Source organism: Streptococcus sp. 1643 (assembly GCF_006228325.1).
Taxonomy (GTDB): Bacteria; Bacillota; Bacilli; order Lactobacillales; family Streptococcaceae; genus Streptococcus.
The window spans coordinates 687873-706711 of record NZ_CP040231.1 but is presented as its reverse complement, the minus strand read 5'-3'; the positions used below and the strand labels follow the sequence as shown (position 1 = coordinate 706711).

Sequence of the window (18839 nt, the reverse complement as noted above, 5' to 3'; positions counted from 1 at the left end):
TTTTCCTCATCTTCCGTATAGGGACGCTAAGACCTATTAAAAAATTCTTTTTTCTGTGAACTTCCCCATCTTTCAATAAATAGAATCCCCACTAACAAAAGGATAATCAGGCAAGGAAGTAAGACCATCCCCATGCTCCAATGTAGATCGACATTATTAATCTGCTTAGGTAATCTTCCAGATAAAATCTCTACTGAACGCAAGTAAGTAAAGGGAATCAGATGTGCAATACTCTGAAGAGGCTGGATCGTTTGGATACCAAACAATAAGCCAACAATCCCAATGAGGGAAAGAAAGAGGACAGGCATTTTTTGCTTGAAAAAGTAAGCAATCAAGTAAACGACTTCCACAACGACGATAAAGGCTAAGAAAGCTAATAGCAAGCTAGGAAGTAACACATCTTGTATCTTCCCAATAGTTACCTCTTGATTTGTCAAGCTGTAGAATGGGTAGGGATAATCTAACTGTCCAAAACCACTTATCAGACTTCCCACTAGAAAAGAAAATCCACAGATTCCGATAAACAGCACGGTTACATAACTCACCCCAACTCCAAGAGAGGACATGGCAAATGTCACTTTTGAAAAAGGATATAACTGAGCTGTATCGAGATGATTTTGATATCTTTCTGCGAACAGTTGTGTTAGCATAAAAATAATAGCAATCACAAACAAGGTTGGGATGATAGCCTCTAAAATCCAGACAATCTGATCAATCCCGTGGGTCGGAAACTCCAAAGTATGTGCTTTTATGTTCAAGGGATACAGGGCTTGGTAAATCTTCCGTTGGCGGTCGCTCGCCATTTTTAATTCAGAGCTAGAAGTCGGTTGATTTGACATAACTTCATAATTCTTCTCTTCATCTTGCCACTGCAAATAATAGGCTTCTTTCCAGCGCCCTTCTTTTAGTAAAGTTAGAATTTCTTTCTCTTGCGTTAAAAGATTTTTTTGCAATTCTAAATTTCTTTTAACACTCTGGTATTCCTCCGAGCTGGTGTCAGACATTTGGGAAAGCTTCGCTTCATTTTCATTGATGATTCTCTCATCTTTTACAAGACGGGTTTCCAACTCGCTCTCCAAGCTGTGTGAGTTTGCAGTCTGACTATTTAAATAAAAGGTAACACCGAGTACAGATGCAAATAAAAGTAAGATAATCCAGTTTAAACGACTTTTGAAAACTTTCTTTAATAAAAATAGGCTAATATCTTTCATAACGGAACCTCTTCTATCTGCCCCTGACGAATGGTTACGATGCTATCGCAAATCTCCATTAACTCCTCTTTGTAGTGGGAACTCAAAAGAACCAGCTGTTCTTTTCTATCGATTTGTGCCAGTCTATCAAAAAACTTCTGTCGATAATACTCATCTAAGCCATTTGTAATCTCATCCATGAGCCAGCATTTCGCCTGACTGAGGAAATACATAGCAATCACCAAGCGTTGCTTCATCCCTAAGGAATACTTGCGGATGGGAAGACTGATATAGTCAGACATTTCCCAGTAGGCGATTTCATCCCTCAAGTTCAGGGCTGACTTCCAGATGTTTTTTATAAGACGAAGGTAGTCCATCCCACTTAAGTTTCCATCCAGCCATTCAACGCTCTCATAATAAAACAAAGAAGGAGGGGCTGCGATATGTCCACTACTAAGGGGAAGCAACTTGCTAATAGCTCGGAACAGGGTCGTCTTTCCAGAGCCATTGATAGCAAGAAGGCCATAAATCTTACCTTTTTTAAAGGTGAAATCCGCATCTTGCAAGATGACTTGTCGCGTTTTTAAGGTAACATGAGTAAGAGTTAACATAGCCAGCCCTCATTTTTCTCAATTTTTAACGATTAATAGTTTCCGCTGTAGTAGTTTATGACTTCATAACGATCGTAATTCCAGCCAGAACCAATTTTACACTCAGAATAGACCATAACGGGATAGAAATGTATTGATGGTTGTGATAGTTAGTACTATATTCCCACATAGTATTCCAATCATACCAATATTTTTTAGTGACTGTTACAGCAGATACACTGGACTGAAAAAGACCAACAGATAACAAACTAGCTAATAAAACGGGTTTTACTGATTTTTCATGGTTATCATTGCATTTGTATCATTAGTACTGAAGACGCTTTCATTATATCGTTTTTCTCATTATTATGCAACAGATTATTTGTTTATTTTACTAATATATAACACCTTTTCTTCCTAACGAACACTTTCAATCTGCCAACTATTCCACCCTGTAAAGCGGATAGCCCCTTGCTGGTCAGTTCGGTAAATCTTACTCTTGATGATTTCTAGTCGTGTCAAGGTTTCCTGATGGGGGAGTTTCGCACGATTGTTCTTTCCAACTGAAATAAGAGTAATTTCTGGTTTGAGTTTTTCTAGGAAAGTTGGATTTGATGATGTTTTAGCACCATGTTGGCCTGCTTTCAGGACATCCACCTCTAAGTCAGGGTATTGCTTTAGAAGATCCTTCTCTTTCAAATTTCCTGTGAAGAGAAAGTGCTTATCCAAAAGTTTTCCATAAAGAACCAGAGAACCATCACGATCCTCATCTCCAATCTGCCTTGGAGATAGGACTTCTAAGTAACTGCCAAAAATCGGGAAATTCTCCCCAGCTGTCACACTACGTACCTTGTTTTGACTTGCTTCTAGTTCCGCTACAAATTCCTTCTGTGTCAGACTTCCTCTTGATACTAAAATCTCCCCAACATGGAAAGCCTTGGTCACCTCCAGCAAATCACCAACATGTTCCTTGTCTGTATTGGTCAAAATTAGCTGGTCAATCTTATCTACTCCTCGACTTTTAAGATAGGGAATCAAGGTACGCTGGGCATTGCTGGTCGTCGCCTTTTCCTGCCAAGCTTGGATTTTCTTGTCAGATTCTGCTTTACCTCCCACATCTATGAGAATGGTTTTACCAGCCATATCACGTAGAAAAATGCTTTCACCTTGCCCTACATCCAGCAAGGTGATTTCATTTTCCAGTGGGTGTTTGGTCAGGAAAAAGAGCCCCACAATAAAGAGACTGAATCCTGCTAGTCTTTTGATGTTTTTCCTCATGTCATAGACCAAGGCTAATAAAACTAACAGTAGAATCAACAGCCATGCGTTGGGTTGACCAAAGACCAGAGGCCTGCTTGCCAGCTGCGATACCAAGCGAATGATGTTCTCCAACCACTCAAAGACAAAGTTAAACTGAGTGACTGGGTAAATAAAAGACAGAATGAATAAGATGGACAAAAGCGGCAAGAAAACCACATCAAACAGAAAGGAAAAGACAAAGGTCAAAAGGATAGACCAAGGCTGAAATTCTGCAAAATAGAAGGATAGAATGGGCAATATTCCCAAAGAAATGACCAAACTTTCTCTGGCAACTACCTTGATCCCATCGCCTTCTTTGCTAGTCATGGTCAAGATAAAAGCATAAGCGCAGGACAAGACTCCTCCTGCAGTTAGGAAAAAGTTTGGCATAATGATAAAAAGGACAAGGACCGTCAAGGCAAAATTATCCAAACCCTTAATACCATGTTGGGCCAGTAACTTTTGCAAGAGACTGCGAATGACTGAAGCTGAAAATCCTGTCAGACCTGCATAGATAAGAGAAAAGGGATAAGTTAGCCACTTCAACTTCTCTTGGGTCAAGCCCAATCGCAAGAGGAGTTTCTTAAAGGCATCCATAAAGAAGCCCACTTGCATACCTGACAAGGCAAATAGATGGATAATTCCAAGACTGGAATAAAGCTCATTCATCTCCTCAAAGTCCGTGTCCAAATGTCCTAAAAGAAGACCTGTCATGTAGTTGCGCATAGGGTCTGGAAAGTGCGTCTTAATCCAAACTACAGCCTTTCGACGTAAACTAGACAGATTTTCTCTTATATCCCAACTGCTAACCTGTTTCATTGACTGGATACTCTTGATAGTCAAAGTTTGGTAAATTCCTTGAGTCTTCAGATAGGCTTGGTAGTTAAAGCCACCAAAATTCCTCTGCCCTTCGGGTTCCGAAAGTTTTCCTTCTAGTTCAATCTCATGAAGGTCTGTTAAGGTCTGAAAGAGCTCTTTCTCTTCCTCGGACTGGAGTTTATAGTAAACTTGGAAGGTGTGAGCCTCAGCCTTGCCCCGAAAGGATAGACTATCTCCATTGACCTTAATAGTGTCAGGCAAAATCCGTACCCTTTCAACAGAATCCACTAGGTTTTGACTAGCTTGACTTTGTTGCCAAGTTTGAAACAGAAACCAAAATCCAAAAACTCCACAAATCGCTAGAACTTTTCCAGCCGATTTCCAAGGAAATTGGAAAAAGAGACAGACGAGCAAAAAAACAAAACCTAGCAGTGCGAGATAGGACGCTCCAAAAATGGCGTAGTAAAGCCAGAGCAATAGAAAACTCAGATAGATTAGGGGGATAGGGAAATTCTTAATCCACTGTGACATAATCTTTTAGCTTTTCTATGGTCTTAGCGCCAATACCAGAGACTTTCTTTAATTCATCTACCGACTTGAATTTGCCATTTGCCTCACGATGATCAATAATATCCTGGGCTCGTTTTCCTCCCAAGCCTTTGACCTGTTTTAGTTCTTCCAGACTAGCTTTATTTAGGTTGACCTTCTTATCTTTACTTGTCGAAGGAGTCGTTCCAGAGGCAGCCTGCTGACTAGCCGCTTCTTCTCCCTTAGTTGGAACATAGACAAGAGCCTCGTCACTGACTTTCTGAGCGAGATTGAGCGATTTACTATCTGCTTCCTCTGTCAAGCCACCTGCCTTCTGAACAGCATCATGAACACGACTCCCAACTGGTAAATCATAAATCCCTGGCGATTTAACAGCACCCTTGACATCTACTGTTATTATATCTTGTTCAGCAGACTCTTCCTTTTCTTCCTTCTTGACTTCTTTTTCAGAAGATGAATCCTTTGAAACGGCCGAGACTTCAGCTTGCAAGTTTGTTTCTTTCACAGGTGTCTGTGTAGATGGCTTTAGTAGGAAAAATCCTCCCAAGGCCAAACCCAAACCAGCACAGATGACAATGATTTTATACTCTTTGATTTTCTCGATAATTGCTTCCATATTTACTCCTCTCTTAAGTTATTCGCAAGAGAAAGAAAAAACAGTCGAAAATTTCTTTTCAACTGCTTATTTATTTGCAAAATAGTCTTCCTTAGTCAAGACATAATGAACTCTTGTGATGATTCGACCTGGTTCTTTATTATCCATTCTGGCATAGGGTTCTTCGTGGGAAAAACGCATACCTGATTTCTCCATGACCTTGCCAGATGCGGGATTGTCTTTGTCATGAAGAGCGGTCAACTTGTTCATTCCAATCTTCTCAAAAGCCAGCTCAATCACGGCACGATTGGCTTCTGTCGTCAATCCTTGATTCCAATACTTTTGGTTGATAATGTAACCAATAGCTGCTTTTTTGAGAATGGGATCAATCTTGTGCAAATCAATAGTTCCAATAAACTGATCATTGCTTTTTAGTTCGATTCCCCACCGTCCCAAGGGATTAGCCAAGTAGAACTGAGCGATGTTGTTCTTGGTTTCTTCTAAGCTTTGATTTGTTGGAAAAGTATAGCGTGTATTTTCTCTGTCTGAGGCATACTCAAACATAGCTTCTGCATCGTCCAAGGTTACAGGTCGGAGCAATAAACGCTCCGTTTCTATAGATGGATACTGGACAAATTTCACAAATATTGATTCCATACTTTTCCCTCCATTAGAGCTTGATTCTCACTAGTCTAGCATAAATAAATTTGGATGACAAGTTTTTCTTGATTTTTGAAGCGGTTTCATATACAATAAAACCATCACATTTTTGATTTATGAACTGAAATGTGACAACTAAAACAATCCCGTCAATTGAAAGGTAGGTTATCTCTATGTTAATCGGAATCCCAAAAGAAATTAAAAATAACGAAAACCGCGTTGCCCTCACTCCTGCTGGCGTCCATAGTTTAGTCAGCCGTGGACATCGTGTTCTCATCGAAACAAATGCTGGTCTCGGTTCAGGATTTACTGATGCAGACTATCAAAAGCAAGGAGCTGAGATTGTCGCTACTGCTGCCGAAGCCTGGGCTGCCGAGTTGGTCGTGAAAGTAAAAGAACCACTAGCTTCTGAATATGGTTATCTGCGCGACGATCTTCTCCTCTTCACCTACTTGCACATGGCCGCTGCTCCAGAATTAGCAGATGCCATGCTAGCAGCAAAAACAACAGGAATTGCCTATGAAACTGTTCGTGACAATCAAGGACAACTACCGCTCCTCGTTCCTATGAGTGAGGTTGCAGGTCGTATGGCTGTTCAAATCGGAGCCCACTTCCTTACTAAGCAAGCTGGTGGCTCTGGTGTTCTACTTGGTGGTGTACCAGGTGTTCCAAAAGGAAAAGTAACCATCATCGGTGGTGGTGTCGTCGGTACACATGCTACCCGCATCGCCCTTGGTCTTGGTGCTCAAGTGACTATTTTAGATATCAGTGCGAAGCGTCTCTCAGTTCTAGAAGAAGTCTTTGGAAACCAAATCCAAACTCTTATGTCTAATTCATTCAACATCGAAGCAAGTGTGAGAGATGCTGATGTGGTGATTGGTGCAGTTCTCATCCCTGGTGCCAAAGCACCAAAATTGGTGACAGAAGAGATGGTCAAACAAATGCGTCCAGGCTCTGTCATTGTTGACGTTGCCGTTGACCAAGGTGGCGTTATCGAGACAGCTGACCGTGTGACAACACACGATGAACCCGTCTATGAAAAACACGGTGTTCTCCACTATGCCGTTGCCAATATCCCTGGTGCGGTTGCCCGTACTTCAACCATCGCCCTAACCAATGTCACTCTTCCTTATATCGAAGCTCTTGCTGGCAAAGGATTCGCACAAGCAATTGCTGAAGATGAGGGCTTGCGTCAAGGTGTGACCACTTATCAAGGTTACTTAACTAGCCTCCCAGTTGCTCAAGGCCTCGATAAAGAGCACACGTCTATCGACGAACTTGTTTAAAGCTAGACACTCATTAAAAAAAAGCAGTTCACATCTGAACTGCTTTTTTGCTATTCTGTTTCTTGATTCTTTTCTTCAACCTTAACTGGAGCCGGTTCATAAGCTCGGATAATCTGAGCGACAACTGGATGGCGAACCACATCCTTGGCTGAAAAATGAACAAAGTCGATTTGGTGAATGTTCTTGAGCTTTTCTTGAGCATCAATCAAACCGGATTTAACATTACGTGGCAGGTCAATCTGGCTGATATCTCCATTGACAATCATCTTGGAATTAAAGCCTAAACGAGTCAGGAACATCTTCATCTGCATGATGGTCGTATTTTGTGCCTCATCGAGAATGACAAAAGCATCGTCCAAGGTCCGCCCACGCATGTAGGCAAGAGGCGCGATTTCGATAATTTCACGCTCCATGAGACGGGTCGTCTGATCTTTGCCGAGAATCTGATACAAGGCATCGTAAACTGGTCGAAGATAAGGATCCACCTTCTCCTTGAGATCACCTGGAAGAAATCCTAGACTCTCACCTGCTTCCACTGCTGGACGAGTAAGGATAATCCGCTTGACCTGCCCACGTTTAAGGGCAGTTACTGCCAAGGTCACTGCAAGAAAGGTCTTCCCTGTCCCTGCAGGTCCGATTCCAAAGGTCACATCATGCTGTTTGACACTGTCCACATAAAGCTTTTGACCCAAGGTTTTGACACGGATCGGTTTCCCAGTATTGTCCTTGATAATTTCTTCTTCGTAAAGGGCGACAAACTTGTCGATTTCATCGTTTTTGACCATGCTAATCGCAGTCACCACATCTGGCGTGCCAACCGTTATTCCTCTATTCACCAAAACCATCAATGCTTGGATAACCTGACGGGCTTCCTCACAGGCAGACTCTTCTCCGATAACCTGGACAATTTCCGTACGGGCATGAATCACCACATCGAGCTCTTCTTCCATCAAACGAAGATGGCGCTCATTGGAACCAAAAAGATGGAACAAGTCATCTGGGTGACTTAGTTGAATGTCTATTGAATGTTCCTTCAAATAAAGAACCTCTCTAATCCGTTTATTTCTTTTTATTATAGCAAAGAGAACAATAAAATACTAGCCTCATCTCATTGTCTCTAGTGTTCTAAGTATTCTTGCCAGATGGCGTCAAAGTCTCCTAGGTTAAAAGAGAAGCTGGCATGCTCCTCCAAAAAGCGACTCACCTCATCAAAATCATCCGTGTGTTTTGGAAAAGCTGACTCCTCAAAAGCGAGATCTGCCAAAATGGCTTTGGGGCTATTACTTTTAGGATTGCGCTCGGTCATGAGCCAAGTGTAAAATGATTTTCTCAATTCTTTCTCCTATCAAGAGTTTTTTGATGACACTTTTCTGATTCTTGAAAATTACTGGACTTAGCCTCTGAAACGTAGTGGTTTATAAAATCCGTTTTCGCATCTGTATAGGCGTCTCGATTGTGTTCAAATTGTTTCCACAAACTTAGTTTTAATTCCTGATACGCTTGGGCAATATCTGGATGCTGGCAGAGATAATCTCTAAAATAAATCTCGTCATGATCTCCCGTCATTCGCAAATGTAGATGAAAAACGTTCTCAGCAAATCCCTGCTCTGTATATCCTTTATTTAGCGAAATCCTGTTAGGACTCTCCGACATCACTAGCCAACCATTCTTCACCAATAAATCCCTGACTCTTGCTAAATCCTCTATTCTACCTACTTCTAGCAGAATATCAACGATATTTTTGGCCCAAATATTAGGGATAGCAGTGCTACCGATATGTTCTATTCTTTTAATAACATTTGCACCCAATATTTTTTTCAGACTTGTTTTTTCCGATTCATACCAGTCTTTCCACTCTGACTTATGCTCTACTAGAAAAATAGGAAAAAGTTGCCAGAGTTCCTCTAAACTCATTTCTTCAAGTTTCTTTATCATGTCTATAAGGTTTAAATCAACTCTGTCCCAAACTGATCTTGCTTGATTTTACCAGCCTTCATCAAGCCACCGAGTGCTTTCTTGAACTGACCTTTAGAAATGCCAAAGGTTGCCTTGATGTCTTCAGGAGATGACTTATCATTTAAGGTCATGAAACCGCCATTGCTTTCCAAGTAGGTCAAAATCATCTGGGCATCATTTTCCAACATTTCAAAGGAACGTGGTTTGAGGGAGAGGTTCAAGGTACGATCCACTTCACGGAAACCAATTACACGCGCATCTAACACTTGCCCCAAACGTGGCTCTGCGTAGCGCTCACTTGGGTGAATGAAACCAAGCATGTTATTCTCTGGCAGATAGACAAAGGTCCCTGATAGCTTGAGACGGTAAACAATGGCTGGCCAGTTTTGGTTCTGCATGTTGTTGTAGGCAGGACGAGCCAGACGTTGGAAGTCTTCCTGATACGCCAAAAGTCCCCAGATTCGGTCTTTCTTGTCCACTTCAAGACGGATGTAAAGTTTATCACCTTTCTTAGGCCAGAGTTCCTTGAGCTCAGGGAGGATATCGAGTGACACAACGATTTCCTTATCAGGTAGACCGGTATCGACAAAGACACCCAAGTCCTTTCGAACTTCTGTTACGGTTCCCCAACCAAATTGGTCCTGAGTCGCAGTAACTTCTTGAGTGGTCAAGCGGAGTTTTTGCTTCATATCCGTGTAGGCAAAACCTTTGACCGTATCCCCTACTGTATGTTGACCTTCTTCTTTAGCAAGAGCATAGGTCTGACCATCCTTTTGCACAAAGTAAAAACGGTCATTTTCATCGATGATGAGTCCAACGATAAAACTTGCAAGATTTGTATTCATATTTCCTTCTTTCGAATAAAACTCAGCCAGCAATGCCAACTGAGTTTTTCTGTTTATTTTTAGACTTCCAAGATTTCTTTTTCTTTATTGGCAGTCATGTCGTCGATGTGTTTCACAGCATCGTCTGTTACTTTTTGAATATCTTTTTCAAGAGTCTTCAATTCGTCTTCAGTGATTTCTTTTGCTTTTTCTTGTTTCTTAGCTTCATCCATAGCATCACGACGGATATTGCGGACAGCCACTTTAGCATTTTCACCGACCTTCTTCACTTCTTTGGCAAGGTCACGACGAGTTTCTTCTGTAAGAGCTGGGATAACCAAGCGGATCACAGAACCGTCATTAGCTGGTGTAATACCAAGATCAGAAGCGTTCAAGGCACGTTCGATGTCTTTCAATGAAGACTTGTCAAATGGTGTTACCAACAAGACACGCGCTTCTGGAATAGTAATTGAAGCGATTTGGTTAAGAGGAGTTTCAACTCCATAGTATTCTACGTGGATACGGTCTAGCAAGCTTGCGTTGGCACGACCGGCACGGATACCTCCAAATTCACGAGCAAGTGATTGGTGAGACTGGGTCATTCTCTCTTTTGCTTTTTCTACAATTGCATTAGCCATAATTTTCTTATTCCTTTTCTTCGATATTGTTTGAAACTGTTGTTCCGATATTTTCACCAAATACGACACGTTTGATGTTGCCTGGTTGGTTCATATTGAAGACAACCAAGTCAATGTCGTTGTCCATAGAGAGAGTTGAAGCTGTTGAGTCCATGATACGAAGACCTTTATTGATAACGTCACGGTGGGTCAATTCTTCAAACTTAACGGCAGTTTTGTCTTTCTTAGGATCGGCATTGTAAACACCGTCTACGCCATTTTTAGCCATAAGGATGGCATCCGCTTCGATTTCAGCTGCACGAAGGGCTGCTGTTGTATCTGTTGAGAAGTAAGGTGAACCAATACCAGCACCAAAGATAACAATACGGCATTTTTCAAGGTGGCGAAGAGCACGTCCACGTACATAAGGTTCTGCCACTTGTTGCATGGCAATGGCTGTTTGTACACGCGTATCGACACCAACTTGTTGCAATGAATCTGCCATCACAAGAGCATTCATCACGGTCCCAAGCATTCCAGTGTAATCAGCCTGAACGCGGTCCATTCCTGCTTCTGCAGCAGGTTCTCCGCGCCAGAGATTTCCTCCACCAATAACAAGGGCAATTTCGATACCTAAGCTATGAACTTCTTGAATCTCTTTTGCGATTGTTTGAACTGTTTGGATATCAATCCCTACGCCACGTTCACCGGCAAGGGCTTCACCTGATAACTTGATTAAAATACGTTTATACTTGGGGTTCGCCATTTTTACTCTCCTTTTTTTATCCTACCTATTTTATCACAATTTCTAAGATTTTTATAGTATCATGAGCAATTCTTTGAAAAAAATTAGACCGTTAAAAATTCCTCTAAGTCGGTAAGAGCACGCTCTGCAATTTTTTCATAACGAGCCTTCTTATCACGGATACGCTCGCCTTCCAATTCCTTGATAATCCCGAAATTGACGTTCATTGGTTGGAAATGTTTGCTATCAGCGTGAGTGATGTAATGAGCCAGACTTCCAATCGCTGTGGTCTCTGGGAAGATAGCTTCACTTTCACCCTTAAAGAGACGAGCTGCGTTAATACCTGCAACCAAGCCTGAAGCTGCTGACTCAACATAGCCTTCTACACCCGTCATTTGACCAGCAAAGAAGAGGTTTGGTTGTTTCTTAGAACGGTAAGTCTGTTCAAGAAGATTTGGTGAATCCATATAAGAATTGCGATGCATGACCCCATAACGGACAAACTCAGCATTTTCAAGACCTGGAATCATTTGGAAGACACGCTTTTGTTCTCCCCATTTGAGGTGGGTTTGGAAACCAACGATATTGTAGAGGCTACCAGCCGCATTGTCCTGACGAAGCTGGACAACTGCATACGGTGTTTTGAACTCCCCGTCACGAGGGCCTGTATAATCGTCTGGATACTCCAAACCGACTGGCTTCATCGGACCATAAAGCATGGTTTTAATGCCACGCTTAGCCATGACTTCGATAGGCATACAACCTTCAAAGTACTTTTCTTTTTCAAACGAATTGAGCGGGGCTTCTTCCGCATTGATCAATGCTTCATGGAAATCCATAAATTCTTGCTTGGTCATAGGGGCATTGAGGTAGGCTGCTTCTCCCTTGTCATAACGAGACTTGAGATAGACCTTGCTCATATCGATGGTATTGACATCGATAATCGGCGCCGCCGCATCGTAGAAATAGAAACCATCACCGTCATTAAGGGCATGAATCTTTTCAGCTAGGGCATCGCTGGTTAAAGGACCAGTAGCGACAACTGTAATAACATCAGTCGGCAATTCTGTAATTTCATCACGAACCACTTCAATCAAGGGGTGATTAGCCACTTTTTCAGTCACCATTTGAGAGAAACCATCACGGTCCACCGCAAGGGCTCCACCAGCAGGAACACGTGTAGCTTCAGCAGATTCCAAGATAACAGAACCCAAGCGACGCATTTCTTCCTTGAGAAGCCCAACTGCATTGGTCAAAGCATCCCCACGTAAGGAATTGGAACAAACCAATTCAGCAAAATTGTCTGTTTTGTGCTGAGGTGTTGACTTGACCCCACGCATTTCATAAAGTTTAACTGGAATACCGCGTTCTGCGATTTGGTAAGCTGCTTCAGAACCTGCCAAACCAGCACCGATAACATTGATATAAGATTGAGACACGACACTAATACCTCTTTGGGTGGAACCTAAGTTCATATCAAAACAAGCTACTAGACTGTTTGACACCCACAAATCTTTCTAATTTTTCTTCTACTAGTATAACAAAAAAAGGGAAGATGGCAAACTTCCCTGTTTAGTCATTTTCTTGATTTTCTTCCCATTCGTGGTAGGCAGCGTAGAGTTGGCTTTTATTCCACTGGTAGAGTTTCGCAACTTCCTTAATGGCTTGATTTTTCTTCATGCCTTGCTGGATACGAGATTGGATTTCTGAAAACAAGTCCTCCTCGTCCTTTTCCTCCACATCCTGACTTGCGCCTTTAACGATGAGAAGGCATTCACCCTTGAGTGGCGTTTCAGCAATACTTTCTAGTAGCTCTGAAATCTTTCCTCGTTGGTATTCTTCATAGATTTTGGTCAATTCCCTGACCAAGACTACCGAGCGGTCACCGTAGACTTCTAGCATATTTTCCAATGTATCTGATACACGGTGGGGCGATTCGTAGAAAATCTGAGTTTCTGGGTAATCTTTTTTTAAGTCGAAAAATTGCTTTTGCTGGCCTGATTTTCTCGGTAAGAAACCGTAAAAGATATGTGGTTGTGGAGCTAAACCACTGGCAATCAAAGCAGAAATCCCTGCAGAGGCACCCGGAACTGTCACTACTGCAATTTCTTCCTCAATAGCTGCCTTAACCAAATCATGACCAGGGTCCGAGATACTAGGCAGACCCGCATCGGATACCTGAGCGATACTTTGGCCTGCTTTCAAGAAACCAATCAAATCAGGAATTTTTTCCTTGGCATTGTGCTCGTGAAAACTAATCTGCTTGGTGGAAATGTCAAAATGCTTGAGCAAAAGTCCTGTATTGCGCGTGTCCTCAGCTGCAATCCAGTCCACTTCTTTCAAGGTCTGAATGGCACGAAAGGTCATGTCATCTAGATTGCCAATCGGCGTTGCCACTAGATAAAGTTTGCCATATGGAGATTGTCCCTTAAAACTTTTTTGAATCTGCATGCCTACTCCCTGTACAACAACTCGTCACAGAACATACATTCCTCGTCCTGCTCTCGGCGTTGTCCATAAAAATCATTACATACGTGAAAACCGTCCTTATAGATTCGACGGACGCTTTCACGAACATGCTTAGCCTTGACGGGAGTATCTGCTTCCACCTCGCCCAAGCGTTCGCGCAACTTACTATTTTCCAAGCGAAGAGCTGTATTTTCCTCTACCAGGCTCTTGAGATTTTTCTTGATGGCTTCCACATCGGCCAAGGTCACCAGTAACTGTTGGGAAAAATCATCCAGCGCGTCAAATAATTCTTTTTTGTCCATAAACCAGCCCTTTCCTTTCTTTATCCTTCATTGAGTTTATATTTCTTTCAAGACCAGATATTCCATAGCATTTTGAAAGCTGACATTAGCCTGCCACATTTTTCTAGCTTCTAGTAAATCTTGTAGAATCTGTCGAATCCTTGCTTGCAAGAGATCCTGCCCACAGAGGACTTCGAGGATTCGCAAGACCTGATCTTGTTTTTCCTTGTCATCTACCAAGCTGGCTAATTTCGCAACTTGCAAATAACTCTCTTTTTTCTTAGCTAATAACCAGGTCAGCAGGCGTTCGCTCTCATCCACCAAGGTCCAAAAACTAGCCTGATTGACCAACTTTTCAGCTTCAGCACGTGATTGACAAAACTGGGCTAAGAGAGTTGCTTTTTTCTTGACCAGACCTGCTTGTTCTAATTGATGGATGAGCTTTTCTTCTTGCTTTTTAAAATGGAAAATCTGGGTCCGACTACGGATTGTTGGCAAGATTTTTTCCTCATCGCTGGTCAAGAAGAAAATGTAAACTTCACTCTGGGGTTCTTCGATGACCTTGAGCAGAGAATTAGCCGCGTTAGGATGCATTTTCTCCGCCTGCTCAATAATAAAGACCTGCTGCTGACTTTCAATCCCTGCTTGAGAAAACTGACCCACCAATTCCCGAATGCGTTCTGTCTTGATGACCTGATTGACTGGCTTAATCAAGGTAACATCGGGGAATTCTTCCTGTTCAATCAGCTTACAGTTTCGGCATTTCTCACACGGCAAAACGCCTACTTTATCCCTACAAAAGAGGCTCTTAGCCAAAAACTGCGCCATTTCCAAGCTTCCAAAGAAACCTGAAAAGAGATAGGCGTGATTGAGCTGATCTTGTTCTAGGATACGGACAAAGCGGTCAAACTGGTCTGGCTGCCAAGCTTTTAGTTGTTCTTGTTTCATTTAGCCAAGCCCATTCTGTCAAACAAGACAGCCTTGGTCGTTTCCACAACTTGCTCCAAAGGAAGACTCGCATCAATCTTGACAATGCGATTTCCTTCTTTGTCCAGAAGAGAAAGGTAGCCTTGACGGACTTTCTTGTGCAAGTCCAAGCCTTCCAAGTCCAAACGATTGACCTCGCGGTCACTATTAGCAGCAATGCGAGCCAGCCCCTCTTCCACCTCGATGTCAAAATAGAGTGTCAAATCGGGTTTAAGTCCATCTGTCGCAAAGTGATTGAGCCAATCAATGGCATCAATATCCAAGCCACGGCCAAATCCCTGATAAGCAACAGAACTATCGATGAAGCGGTCCATAATGACCAACTTGCCATCTTCAAGTGCTGGAAGAACTTTTTCTACCAAATGCTGTCTGCGACTGGCGATATAGAGAAGAAGCTCTGTTTTAGGATCCATCTGCGTATGACTTGGATCCAAAATCACTTCCCTAATCTTCTCCCCGATCAAGACTCCGCCAGGTTCACGGGTCGTCAACACTTCTACTCCTTTTTCCTCTAAAATTGGGAGTAGAGTCTCTAAAACACTGGTCTTTCCTGCTCCCTCTGGTCCCTCAAAAGAGACTAAAAATCCTTTTGACATGTCTAACTCATTTCTTTTTTACTATCTTCTATTCTATCAAAAAAATAGATTTTTGTGACAATCTTTTTGCGTCTTCTCCATTCAATCGACCATAAAAGAGGCTGGGAGTCACCCAACCTCTTATTTACCTAATTCTTGTGTTCGTTTGTAGGCTTGCTGAACTGCGTCCATGACGGTACCTCTAAAGGCATGTTCTTCCAGACTTGCTACACCAGCGATAGTCGAACCACCTGGACTGCAAACTTGGTCTTTCAAGACCGCAGGATGTTGCTGACTTTCCAGAACCATTTGTCCAGCTCCAACTACTGTTTGGGCTGCCATTTTCAAAGCCGTTTCTCGTGGCAATCCTGACTGAACACCTGCATCTGCCAAAGCCTCGATAAAGAGGTAGACAAAGGCTGGCCCACAACCTGCAAGACCTGTCGCCGCATCAATTAAGTCATCCCCAAGCTCAACCAATAGACCCGCATTGGATAAAAGCTGACAAAAGAGTTCACCGTCCTCAGCAAGACAGTTTGCTGACATGGCATAACTAATCACCCCTTGACCGATAGCCACTGGAGTATTGGGCATGATGCGAATGATACGATGTTGACTTGGGATAAGACTAGCTAGTTTTTCCAAAGTCAATCCAGCTGCCATGGAAATCAAAAGAAGACTCTCTCTTTTTTCAAGGATGGTCTGATATTGAGCAAGCAGTTCAGAAAACTGCGCAGGCTTTACTCCTAGAAAAATCACATCTGCTTCTGCGAAGATTTCTTCATTGCTGGAAGCCTGACCACCAAAGTTGACAATGAAAGCATCTACTTTTGCTTGACTACGATTGGCAAGGAGAATCTGAGCACCCGTCTTGGCCTGCACAACAGCCTTAGCCAAGCTAGCTCCCATATTCCCCAAACCGATAAATCCAATCTTCATCTCTTACTCCCTTATCTGTCCGTCACCAGTAACCACATACTTGTAGCTGGTCAACTCTTTCAAGCCCATAGGCCCACGCGCATGCAGTTTCTGAGTAGAAATCCCCATCTCACATCCAAGACCAAATTGACCTCCATCAGTGAAACGCGTTGAGGCATTGACATAAACCGCTGCTGAATCCACTTGATCTGTAAAGTAGGCTGCCGCTTCAGCATTTTCCGTCACAATGGCATCCGAATGATGGGTACTGTGGGCTTCAATATGCACAACCGCTTCTTCTAAACTACTCACGACCTTAACAGCTAGGACATAGTCTAAAAACTCAGTGTCAAAGTCTTGCGCCTCAGCTGCTCGACCTGAAAGAGACTGACTTGCTTTCTCATCCAAGCGGAATTGAATTGGTTCCAGTCCAGCTTCTTTCCGACTTGTAACCAGCACTTTCTCCAAGCGAGGAAGAAAACGTGCTGCCTTGTCTTCATGAACCAGCAAGACCTCCATAGCATTGCAGACAGAAGGACGACTGGTTTTAGCATTGTTAATGATAGACAGAGCCTTGTCTTCATCGGCATCCTTATCCACATAGACATGTACAATCCCAGTTCCTGTCTCGATAACGGGTACGATAGCATTTTCAACCACGGCATTGATCAAGCCAGCACCTCCACGAGGAATAAGAAGGTCTAGATAACCCTTGGCCTTCATCATAGCATAGCTACTTTCACGACTAGTATCTTCCACCAGTTGAATCACCTCTGGATGGATGATCGTCGTCTCCAAGCCCTTCTTTAAGGCTGTGACAATAGCATGAGCTGTTTGGTAGGCGTCCTTACCACTACGAAGAACGACCGCATTGCCACTTTTGAGAGCCAAAGCAGCCGCATCAGACGTCACATTTGGACGGCTTTCATAGATAATACCAATAACCCCCATAGCCACACGTTTTTTGGTGATTACCAAGCCATTTTCAAGATGACTTGTCTCTAGGACCTCACCAATAGGATCTGGTAAAGCAACCACTTCACGAATCCCTCTTGCCATCGCTTCTATACGTCCCTCATCCAAATAAAGACGGTCTAGCATGACATCTGAGATTTTCCCCTTGGCCGCTGCCATATCGAGGGCATTGGCCTCTAAAATCTCCTCAGTAGCTGCCAATAAATAATCAGCCATAGCTAGCAAGGCTTGGTTTTTCACTGCTTCACTGGCAGTATTGATTGATTTCTTAACAGCCTGTACCTGTTCGAATTGTTCTTGTGTACTTACCATCGTTCACCTCTAAAATTCTGTAAAGAGCAGCTGGATTTCAGGAGTGATGGAAATCCAGTCATCACGGTGAATCAAGACTCCCTTAGCTTTTTGAGAACGGAGCATATCTTCTAGGGCTGAGACACCAAATTGGACACGTCCCTTTCCAAGAGATTGACCTGTTTCTTTATCTGCTACTGTTACAATATCGTGGTAAGAGAAGTTTCCTTCCACTTCTACCACACCCGATAAAAGGAGACTTTTCCCGTTTTTTGAAAGTGCCTCTGCAGCTCCACCATCTACCCAAATCGTTCCCTGACTTTGAGCATAGAAGGCCAGCCATTGTTTCTGGGTACGAAGTCCCTTCTCTTGCGCAACAAAGAAGGATCCATCCTTGGTCTCCTCTGCTGCTTCAATCAAGGCATCAGATTTCATGGAAGAGCAGATATAGACTGGCACACCTGACTCCGTCGCAATAGTTGCAGCTTTGATTTTTGTCAACATACCCCCAGTACCGTTTGACGAACCTGCTCCACCAGCCATATCAATAATCTCACGATTGATAGTCTCGATTTTCTCCAAACGTTTGGCTGTTGGATCTGAGTTGGGATTTCCGGTATAGAGACCGTCCACATCCGTCAAGAGAACTAAAAGGTCTGCTTGGACCATCGCCGCTACCTGGGCACTCAGAGTGTCATTATCACCCACCTTGAGCTCATCAATAACGACACTGTCATTCTCGTTGATGATGGGGATTGCACCACGATGAAGCAATACAGACAAGGCCTGGTGGGCATTCTTATAGCGACGCTTATCTACAAAATCATCCTGTGTCAGCAAGATTTGTGCAGAAACGATCTGGCGCATGAGGAGGTTGGTTGTGTATTCCTCCAACAAAAGTCCCTGACCAACTGCAGCCGAAGCTTGTTTATCTGCAATCTTGGTCGGACGTTTTTTAAAACCCAAAGCTCCAAATCCAGCGGCAACTGCCCCAGATGACACTAAAATCAACTCATGTCCAGCTTCATGTAGCATAGCCAATTGCTGGGTAATTGCCTTTACTTTACTCCTTGATAAACTCCCGTCTTCATTTGTCAAGGAGGAAGTCCCTACCTTAAAGACGATTCGTTTGTACTTCATATTCTCACTCCGATTCTTCATATTTATCCATTATAACATGAATACTTTAAAATGGAAAAGACTTGAAATGAAA

At 42.8% G+C, this 18839-nt stretch carries 20 protein-coding genes and 1 pseudogene; 1 reads left to right on the top strand and 20 read right to left on the bottom strand.

Annotated elements, in window-relative coordinates; genetic code table 11:
* Positions 1–26: 26 nt before the first annotated feature.
* The 6 genes and pseudogenes from FD735_RS03845 to FD735_RS03825 all read right to left on the bottom strand — a co-directional run bounded on the left by FD735_RS03845 (position 27) and on the right by FD735_RS03825 (position 5699).
* On the bottom strand, positions 27–1211 hold the full coding sequence (locus FD735_RS03845; RefSeq protein WP_139658525.1) for a hypothetical protein: 1185 nt from the start codon (positions 1209–1211) through the stop codon (positions 27–29).
* Positions 1208–1801 (bottom strand): ATP-binding cassette domain-containing protein, encoded by a 594-nt coding sequence (locus FD735_RS03840; protein WP_139658524.1) that lies wholly within the window; start codon positions 1799–1801, stop codon positions 1208–1210. The genes FD735_RS03845 and FD735_RS03840 overlap by 4 nt, the downstream gene beginning before the upstream one ends.
* Before the next feature lie 32 nt (positions 1802–1833).
* Positions 1834–2048, bottom strand: a pseudogene (locus tag FD735_RS09910) (hypothetical protein).
* Between the two features lie 149 nt (positions 2049–2197).
* A complete protein-coding gene (locus tag FD735_RS03835) occupies positions 2198–4429 on the bottom strand; it encodes a DNA internalization-related competence protein ComEC/Rec2 (RefSeq protein WP_139658523.1) in 2232 nt (743 codons plus the stop codon).
* Positions 4413–5063, bottom strand: a complete 651-nt coding sequence (locus tag FD735_RS03830) for a helix-hairpin-helix domain-containing protein (RefSeq protein WP_139658522.1) — start codon at positions 5061–5063, stop codon at positions 4413–4415. Before FD735_RS03830 ends, FD735_RS03835 begins: the two co-directional genes overlap by 17 nt.
* 66 nt (positions 5064–5129) lie before the next feature.
* Positions 5130–5699, bottom strand: a complete 570-nt coding sequence (locus FD735_RS03825) for a GNAT family N-acetyltransferase (RefSeq protein ID WP_139658521.1) — start codon at positions 5697–5699, stop codon at positions 5130–5132.
* A gap of 176 nt (positions 5700–5875) precedes the next feature.
* Here FD735_RS03825 and ald point away from each other — a divergent pair, with 176 nt between their 5' ends.
* A complete protein-coding gene (gene ald, locus FD735_RS03815; protein ID WP_139658520.1) occupies positions 5876–6988 on the top strand; it encodes an alanine dehydrogenase in 1113 nt (370 codons plus the stop codon).
* A gap of 50 nt (positions 6989–7038) precedes the next feature.
* On the opposite strand, the gene FD735_RS03810 is transcribed toward ald, so the two are convergent.
* From FD735_RS03810 to proB, 14 genes are all read right to left on the bottom strand, one after another.
* Positions 7039–8025 carry a PhoH family protein gene (locus FD735_RS03810; RefSeq protein ID WP_139658518.1) on the bottom strand — a complete coding sequence of 329 codons (987 nt, stop codon included), beginning with the start codon at positions 8023–8025 and terminating at the stop codon, positions 7039–7041.
* A gap of 80 nt (positions 8026–8105) precedes the next feature.
* A complete protein-coding gene (locus FD735_RS03805; RefSeq protein WP_001232084.1) occupies positions 8106–8321 on the bottom strand; it encodes a YozE family protein in 216 nt (71 codons plus the stop codon).
* Positions 8318–8923, bottom strand: coding sequence for a GrpB family protein (locus FD735_RS03800; RefSeq protein WP_042902395.1), 606 nt, complete (start codon positions 8921–8923; stop codon positions 8318–8320). The genes FD735_RS03805 and FD735_RS03800 overlap by 4 nt, the downstream gene beginning before the upstream one ends.
* An 11-nt stretch (positions 8924–8934) precedes the next feature.
* Positions 8935–9789, bottom strand: a complete 855-nt coding sequence (gene cvfB / locus FD735_RS03795) for an RNA-binding virulence regulatory protein CvfB (protein ID WP_009730017.1) — start codon at positions 9787–9789, stop codon at positions 8935–8937.
* A gap of 59 nt (positions 9790–9848) precedes the next feature.
* The gene (gene frr, locus FD735_RS03790; protein WP_001262235.1) at positions 9849–10406 is read right to left on the bottom strand and encodes a ribosome recycling factor; all 558 of its coding nucleotides are present in this window, start codon (positions 10404–10406) and stop codon (positions 9849–9851) included.
* 7 nt (positions 10407–10413) lie between these two features.
* Positions 10414–11151 carry a UMP kinase gene (gene pyrH / locus FD735_RS03785; protein ID WP_139658516.1) on the bottom strand — a complete coding sequence of 246 codons (738 nt, stop codon included), beginning with the start codon at positions 11149–11151 and terminating at the stop codon, positions 10414–10416.
* Between the two features lie 83 nt (positions 11152–11234).
* A complete protein-coding gene (trmFO, locus tag FD735_RS03780) occupies positions 11235–12569 on the bottom strand; it encodes a methylenetetrahydrofolate--tRNA-(uracil(54)-C(5))-methyltransferase (FADH(2)-oxidizing) TrmFO (protein ID WP_000083706.1) in 1335 nt (444 codons plus the stop codon).
* Between the two features lie 133 nt (positions 12570–12702).
* A complete protein-coding gene (gene rsmI, locus FD735_RS03775; RefSeq protein WP_001166866.1) occupies positions 12703–13581 on the bottom strand; it encodes a 16S rRNA (cytidine(1402)-2'-O)-methyltransferase in 879 nt (292 codons plus the stop codon).
* A gap of 2 nt (positions 13582–13583) precedes the next feature.
* On the bottom strand, positions 13584–13901 hold the full coding sequence (gene yabA / locus FD735_RS03770; protein ID WP_000358229.1) for a DNA replication initiation control protein YabA: 318 nt from the start codon (positions 13899–13901) through the stop codon (positions 13584–13586).
* A gap of 36 nt (positions 13902–13937) precedes the next feature.
* Positions 13938–14828: a DNA polymerase III subunit delta' gene (locus FD735_RS03765; RefSeq protein ID WP_076984476.1), complete on the bottom strand. Its 891-nt coding sequence runs from the start codon at positions 14826–14828 to the stop codon at positions 13938–13940.
* Entirely contained in the window at positions 14825–15463 is a 639-nt protein-coding gene (tmk, locus tag FD735_RS03760; protein ID WP_076984475.1) for a dTMP kinase, read from the bottom strand. Before tmk ends, FD735_RS03765 begins: the two co-directional genes overlap by 4 nt.
* Positions 15464–15583: 120 nt before the next feature.
* Positions 15584–16381, bottom strand: a complete 798-nt coding sequence (proC, locus tag FD735_RS03755; RefSeq protein ID WP_076984474.1) for a pyrroline-5-carboxylate reductase — start codon at positions 16379–16381, stop codon at positions 15584–15586.
* A 3-nt stretch (positions 16382–16384) separates the two neighbouring features.
* Positions 16385–17647: a glutamate-5-semialdehyde dehydrogenase gene (locus FD735_RS03750; protein WP_139658513.1), complete on the bottom strand. Its 1263-nt coding sequence runs from the start codon at positions 17645–17647 to the stop codon at positions 16385–16387.
* A 9-nt stretch (positions 17648–17656) separates the two neighbouring features.
* Complete coding sequence (proB, locus tag FD735_RS03745) at positions 17657–18766, bottom strand: glutamate 5-kinase (protein ID WP_000875730.1); 1110 nt, start codon at positions 18764–18766, stop codon at positions 17657–17659.
* Positions 18767–18839: the final 73 nt, after the last annotated feature.

Bases quoted from the DNA above. Each gene is read 5' to 3' on its own strand.
- cvfB (WP_009730017.1), bottom strand. From the start codon at position 9,789: ATGAATACAAATCTTGCAAGTTTTATCGTTGGACTCATCATCGATGAA.
- FD735_RS03830 (WP_139658522.1), bottom strand. From the start codon at position 5,063: ATGGAAGCAATTATCGAGAAAATCAAAGAGTATAAAATCATTGTCATC.
- FD735_RS03750 (WP_139658513.1), bottom strand. From the start codon at position 17,647: ATGGTAAGTACACAAGAACAATTCGAACAGGTACAGGCTGTTAAGAAA.
- rsmI (WP_001166866.1), bottom strand. From the start codon at position 13,581: ATGCAGATTCAAAAAAGTTTTAAGGGACAATCTCCATATGGCAAACTT.
- FD735_RS03825 (WP_139658521.1), bottom strand. From the start codon at position 5,699: ATGGAATCAATATTTGTGAAATTTGTCCAGTATCCATCTATAGAAACG.
- pyrH (WP_139658516.1), bottom strand. From the start codon at position 11,151: ATGGCGAACCCCAAGTATAAACGTATTTTAATCAAGTTATCAGGTGAA.
- ald (WP_139658520.1), top strand. From the start codon at position 5,876: ATGTTAATCGGAATCCCAAAAGAAATTAAAAATAACGAAAACCGCGTT.
- yabA (WP_000358229.1), bottom strand. From the start codon at position 13,901: ATGGACAAAAAAGAATTATTTGACGCGCTGGATGATTTTTCCCAACAG.
- proC (WP_076984474.1), bottom strand. From the start codon at position 16,381: ATGAAGATTGGATTTATCGGTTTGGGGAATATGGGAGCTAGCTTGGCT.
- tmk (WP_076984475.1), bottom strand. From the start codon at position 15,463: ATGTCAAAAGGATTTTTAGTCTCTTTTGAGGGACCAGAGGGAGCAGGA.
- FD735_RS03845 (WP_139658525.1), bottom strand. From the start codon at position 1,211: ATGAAAGATATTAGCCTATTTTTATTAAAGAAAGTTTTCAAAAGTCGT.
- FD735_RS03840 (WP_139658524.1), bottom strand. From the start codon at position 1,801: ATGTTAACTCTTACTCATGTTACCTTAAAAACGCGACAAGTCATCTTG.
- proB (WP_000875730.1), bottom strand. From the start codon at position 18,766: ATGAAGTACAAACGAATCGTCTTTAAGGTAGGGACTTCCTCCTTGACA.
- FD735_RS03800 (WP_042902395.1), bottom strand. From the start codon at position 8,923: ATGATAAAGAAACTTGAAGAAATGAGTTTAGAGGAACTCTGGCAACTT.
- FD735_RS03765 (WP_076984476.1), bottom strand. From the start codon at position 14,828: ATGAAACAAGAACAACTAAAAGCTTGGCAGCCAGACCAGTTTGACCGC.
- FD735_RS03835 (WP_139658523.1), bottom strand. From the start codon at position 4,429: ATGTCACAGTGGATTAAGAATTTCCCTATCCCCCTAATCTATCTGAGT.
- frr (WP_001262235.1), bottom strand. From the start codon at position 10,406: ATGGCTAATGCAATTGTAGAAAAAGCAAAAGAGAGAATGACCCAGTCT.